The 3,319-nt window shown below is 53.8% G+C and carries 4 protein-coding genes; 2 read left to right on the forward strand and 2 right to left on the reverse strand.

Translation table 11 applies throughout. From position 1 onward, the window contains the following. The first annotated feature begins 93 nt into the window (after positions 1–93). Positions 94–1,119: an IS110 family RNA-guided transposase gene (locus C7H09_RS07890; protein WP_106762037.1), complete on the forward strand. Its 1,026-nt coding sequence runs from the start codon at positions 94–96 to the stop codon at positions 1,117–1,119. A gap of 345 nt (positions 1,120–1,464) precedes the next feature. Here the strand turns inward: C7H09_RS07890 and C7H09_RS07895 are convergent, their stop codons facing one another. Continuing rightward, the gene (locus C7H09_RS07895; RefSeq protein WP_106762042.1) at positions 1,465–1,758 is read right to left on the reverse strand and encodes a hypothetical protein; all 294 of its coding nucleotides are present in this window, start codon (positions 1,756–1,758) and stop codon (positions 1,465–1,467) included. A gap of 97 nt (positions 1,759–1,855) precedes the next feature. Then, positions 1,856–2,290: a hypothetical protein gene (locus C7H09_RS07900; protein ID WP_106762043.1), complete on the reverse strand. Its 435-nt coding sequence runs from the start codon at positions 2,288–2,290 to the stop codon at positions 1,856–1,858. A 696-nt stretch (positions 2,291–2,986) separates the two neighbouring features. Between C7H09_RS07900 and C7H09_RS07910 the strand changes: the two genes are divergently transcribed. Further along, positions 2,987–3,319 (forward strand): site-specific integrase (locus C7H09_RS07910; protein ID WP_206074286.1); only part of this gene is annotated, 333 nt, incomplete at its 3' end.

Consider the following 3,319-nt stretch of genomic DNA (forward strand, 5'->3'; position numbering starts at 1 on the left):
TAACGAATGATATGGACTCCCCCTGCTCCCACGGCATCTATGTGCCACATTGAAGGTGTCTGACATCTTCAATCAAAAGCAGGAGGAGTCACCATGAATGTTACAACCATTGGCATCGATCTGGCGAAAACTGTGTTCAGTATTCATGGCACCAATCAACACGGCAAGGTCGTGGTTCGCAAACGGCTCAATCGCCCCAAACTGTTGGCGTTCTTCGCACAACTGCCGCCGTGCCTGATCGGCATGGAAGCCTGTTCCGGTGCCCATTACTGGGCTCGGGAGTTAACCAAACTCGGCCACGATGCCCGGATCATTGCGCCCCGCTTTGTCGCTCCGTATCGCAAGAGCAGCAAGAACGACGACAACGATGCCGAGGCCATCTGCGAAGCCGTCAGCCGGCCCAATATGCGCTTTGTTCCAGTTAAGACTGAGGACCAACAAGCGGTACTGTGCCTTCACCGCATTCGCCGTGGGTTAACCAAAGAGCGCACAGCCCAGATCAATCAGATTCGCGGGCTGTTAGCCGAGTTCGGACTGATTATCCCCCAGGGGCGCTATCATGCCCGACACCGGATTCCCGAAATCCTGGAAGATGCCGAAAACGGTTTGCCCATGCTCGCACGGCGTTTACTCAACAACATCAACCAGCGCATTCTCCAGCTCGATGAAGAGATCCTGGCCTATGACCGGGAAATCGAAGCCATGGCCCGGCGCGACGAGCAGGCCAAACGGCTAATGGCCATTCCAGGAATAGGACCACAAACTGCCACCGCGATCTTGGCCAGTGCGCCCGATCCCAGACAGTTCAAAAGCGGACGACACTTCGCCGCCTGGCTGGGGCTTGTACCCAGGCAGTACTCGACCGGAGGCAAGCCCCGGCTGGGTAGAATCACCAAGCGCGGGGACAAGTACCTGCGAATGTTGCTGATCCATGGCACCCGAGCGGTGATTGCCAAACTCGCCGACAAACACGATCAACTCAGCGAGTGGGCTAAAGAGTTGGTGGAACGCCGCGGCTACAAACGAGCCGCCGTAGCATTGGCCGCCAAGAATGCCCGGATTATCTGGGCGCTGTTGATGAACCAAACCGAGTTTAAAACACAGCCTATGGAGGGCTGATAACCAGGCACCAACGACAGGCAGAACACGCCTGCCAGCCGAGTCTAGCAACGGCAAGCGATGACGGAACGGTCAGACCGAGAGTGATTGAACCTGTTAAGCCTTGCGGCTGATACAAGCCGACTAACGAATGAGGTCATCACTCACACGCATCATCATCCTGGCCCGGGCAAAAGCGCCCAACAAGAGGCCGAATGTAGAGCTGCAGTCTCAAACCGCTTCGAAATCAAATGGCGTTGCTTGACCGCAGGGGGAGTCCATGTAGCTGAGCTTAGCGGCGCCACGACAGTGGCGTCCGGTGGACGGCCCTCGGGCCGGGAACGTACTACAGCGACTTGTTAAAAGCTATCGCAGGCCACCCAGAGCCGCCAAGGCAACAAACGATACCAGCCTACTGACAATAACCATCAGGATGATGTCTGGCCAAATGTTTGCCCTGCTGAACTTTTTGAGAAGAACAAATAGCACGATAAGTGATAGCACCCAACCAGCCGTAGGCACCAAAGCAACGGCCGCAGCTCCTCCCGCTGCAATTACCGTCTCACTCAGAGCTAAATCCACATAGGTAATCTTTGCGGCTAGCCACAGCACCACACCGCCGATTAGAGCATCCAACACTACAACTACCAACTCATCCATGAGGTTTATCCTTACCTTTTAACGCCGGCGTAACGGGCCGATTTGTGGAGCGCAGCGGAACAAAGCGGTCCCGTTGACGCATTGGTTAGCAGATACGCTACATCCACGTTGAGACACGGGTGGCTATATAATCCAGTTCTGTGTCGTCAATATTCTCACGAGAAAAACTACCATCCGGGAGCCAAACGTCCACAGAACAAATGCAGCCAGTCTCTTGAATCTTGGACTTGAGCTTCATTATTCTTCTCACCGCTTTCCACTGCTGAAGACAACCGTCTGCACTCTCCAAGGATTCGCTGTAAACCACGGCCCCATTCTCAGGCTTCAAAGCAGCTGACATTTCAGCCATAGCGCCAGAAACAAGGCTTCGAATCGCCTTTAGTGTTTTAAGACGATCTTTTACTTTGTGAACACGAATGCCGAAAACCAGTTTGTAATAATCAATTTGGTCATAGAAGGCGAGTCGGTCGACGGATTCTCGCCCATAAATCTTTTCTAGCTCAGCTATCCGCTTCGCTTCATATTCATCCATCGAAGCCTCTCAAACTGCTAACGCCTTGGGTAAGCCGCCGGGACGGAGCGCAGCGGAGTACCGGTCGGCTTGACCCACTGGTTAAGCATTCCGAGCCTCGACGACCCTCACACTTGGATTTTCCTGCGAGAGGACATGGAGGAGGTCATTCATAGACACGAATGCATAATGAGCAACTTTATGGCTTTTGTACTCTTCTGCCATGTGAGTTCGGGCAGCATACAAATCTGCCCACTTTGAGTCAGGAACAATCAAAGTTGGGTATGTGTATGACTTGAATTCGGTAGCTGCGCACGCCGGCAACTCCGGAAGACCTATCAAACCGAATGTTTCATCTTCCCACTGGACTGCCATAGGAGAAGTAAACGTCAGCTCAATGTCCTTATCAAAGCCACCAAAGACCCTTGAGAAGTGCATCGTGATGACAAGCCTTGGGTTGCGCTCGGAGAACCAACAGTAGGATATATCTGCGCACGGCACATCGAGCGATTCAATAATTTCCCACTTAATGACGTTCTCCTTTTGTGCTTAACGCTGAGCTTAGCGGCGCCACGACAGTGGCGTCCGGTGGACGGCCGTCAGGCCGGGAACGTACTACAGCGACTTGTTGAACGAAGCCGCTACGCGGCAGAGGCGCAAATCGTCTGTACTTTCCTGACCCCTTCTATTTCGGAAGGGCCTGTCAGGAGACGCGTCATGAACACCCACGACCACGCTCGTTTTCAAGTTCTGCATCAACGCTACCATAACGAACTCACCCTGCGGGGCAAAAGCGCCAAGACCATCGACCTCTACACCCGCTGCCTGCGACAGGTGAGCGACCATTTCGATACCTGTCCCGACCAGCTTAGCACCCAGCAGCTCCAGCAGTATTTCATTCACCTGGTCGAGCATCGCTCCTGGAGCCTGGTCAAAATTGCCCGCAATGCTATGCAGCGTTTCTATCAGTATGTCCTCGACAAACCCTGGGAGTATGTTCCCATCGTCAAGCCGCCCAAGGTTCAGACCCTGCAGGATGTACTCTCCCTG

This window comes from Marinobacter fuscus (assembly GCF_003007675.1).
Lineage (GTDB): Bacteria > Pseudomonadota > Gammaproteobacteria > Pseudomonadales > Oleiphilaceae > Marinobacter > Marinobacter fuscus.

What these genes read in the sequence shown, in the direction of transcription:
- C7H09_RS07890 (WP_106762037.1), top strand. Translation starts at nt 94, where the DNA reads ATGAATGTTACAACCATTGGCATCGATCTGGCGAAAACTGTGTTCAGT.
- C7H09_RS07900 (WP_106762043.1), bottom strand. Translation starts at nt 2,290, where the DNA reads ATGGATGAATATGAAGCGAAGCGGATAGCTGAGCTAGAAAAGATTTAT.
- C7H09_RS07895 (WP_106762042.1), bottom strand. Translation starts at nt 1,758, where the DNA reads ATGGATGAGTTGGTAGTTGTAGTGTTGGATGCTCTAATCGGCGGTGTG.